We start from the raw sequence: 1,984 nt of genomic DNA, 5'->3' as shown, positions 1-1,984 counted from the left end.
TCAGCTGTCCGCCGGTGACACCGCCGACCAGCTGCAGCCGCCCGCCGGAGGAGGCGGAGGCCATCGCCCAGTTCGGGTACGGCAGGTCGGCCCGCTTGGCCCACAGGCCGGTGACCGGGTCGAAGGCGTATGCCGCCGCCGTCTCCTCGTTGCTGACCGGGTCGGTCCCGCCGGCGCAGACGACCTGGCCGTCGATGCCGGCGCAGGAGAGCCACTCGTCCGTGATCGGGTAGTTCGCCACCTGGCTCCACGCGTCGGACCGGGGATCGTAGACGTAGGTCGCCTGCGAGGCCGGGAGGCAGTTGCCACCGCAGCCGGCGACCACGTAGAGCCGCCCGCCGAGGACCGCCGTACCGCCGGCGACGAAGCCCGCGGGGAGTGACGCCACCGAGGACCACGAGTCGTGCTTCGGGTCGTAGCGGTACATCGCGGCTGAGGCTTGGTGGGTGTTGTTCCAGCCGCCGACGACGTAGATTGCGCCGTCGACCGCTTCCACGCCGGGCTTCTCCAACGCCTCCGGCATGTTCGCCAGCCGTTGCCAGCCGCCGGTGGCCGGGTCACGGACGTAGGACTTGAACTGCATGGTCCCCGCGTCGGTGCCGCCGAAGGTGTAGACCTTTCCGTCGAGCGTCACCGAGCCGTTGTCCATCACCGACGCTGGCAGGGCGTCGGCGGTCGTCCACGGGGTGGTGCCTGCTGCGGCGTCCGCTCCGGTCGGGCGCGCCGCTGCCGCGGCACCGTGGATCCCTCCGGCGAGCAGCGGCCCGCGGGTGAAGTCGCCACCGGCGTGCCGGACCGGTGCGCCGGCACCGGACCTGCCCGGGTTGCCCGGGTGCGAGTTCGGTGTGTACGAGCCGTCCTGCGGGTTGAGGACGACGTGGACGGGTGCCGTGCCGGTGTTGCGGAGCGTCACGGTCCGGCTCGTCGACCGGCCCAGCGGCTGGTCAACGTGCAGCGGGTCGCCGGAGACGCTGATCCGGCCGGCGCCCAGGCGCCAGTCCTTGCGGGTGACCTGATCGCGGGCGACGGAGACCTTCGCGGTCGAGCCCGTGTACGCGCCGTCGGCTACACCCAGCGTGGTCCGGCCGGAGCTGTCGGCGGCAGAAGCGGGCGCGAACAGCTCGTAGGTGCCGCCGGTCGTCGTGGCCGTCGGTGTGCCGGCCACGCTGACGGTGGCGTCGTTGAGCGCCTTGCCGGTGTTGGCGTCGTCGACGGTGCCGGCCACGAGCCCGCCGGCGGTGGCATCGCAGGAGCGGTTGCCGATGAAGACGTTGGCGACCTCCCAGTAGAACGAGTGGCCCGTGTCGTACCGGAACCGGACCCGCACGTTGCTCTTGCCGGCGGCCTGAGGGATCGCGGCGACTTCGGGGCCGCTGGATTGGGACGTGATCTGCAGGGCCGAGGTCCAGGTCTGTCCGCCGTCGACACTGACCTCGACGTAGCCGTTGGCCGCGGTGTGAGCGGTCCTGAAGAAGGCGTTGTCGAAGGAGACGATCGGCGTGGCATCGCCGCTCAGGTCGAGCACAGGCGAGACCAGGCTGGTTGTTATGCGAGTGCCGCCTTGGGGAGCGAAGGAGTCGACCTCGGCGAACTGGCCGGTGCCGCCGGTCTCGTTGCCGTAGTGACCCGGGTCGTCGAAGCGCCAGGTGGTCCCGGAGCCGCTGTCGTCGGTGACCGTCCAACCATCCTGCGGCGTGGCGCCGGCCCAGCCCTCGAAGTCGGTCGTGGTGCCCTTGTACCCGAAGCGGTAGCCGAGCGCGGTGCAGGCGTTCGCGTCCACGGACAACGGCACGTCGTGGCGTACGTCGCTGGTGCCGACGGCGACCGTGTCGTCCGCCGTCTTGTAGCCCGGCAGGGTCGCCGAGACGTGCAGCTTGTAGTTCCCGTCATCCGGCAGCCGGACGGCGTACCGGCCGCTGACCGGGTCGGTGTCGACCGCGCCGCCGGGGTAGCCGTCGACGGTGATCGTCGCGGCGACCGGCCA

1 protein-coding gene is annotated in these 1,984 nt (G+C 71.6%); it reads right to left on the bottom strand.

Annotated features, from left to right (window positions below; genetic code table 11):
* On the bottom strand, nt 1-1,984 hold a 1,984-nt coding region (locus tag ACWDA7_RS52415; protein WP_450615238.1), incomplete at both ends, for a Kelch repeat-containing protein.

Source organism: Streptomyces sp. NPDC001156 (assembly GCF_053598275.1).
This window is presented reverse-complemented; position numbering and strand designations above follow the sequence as displayed.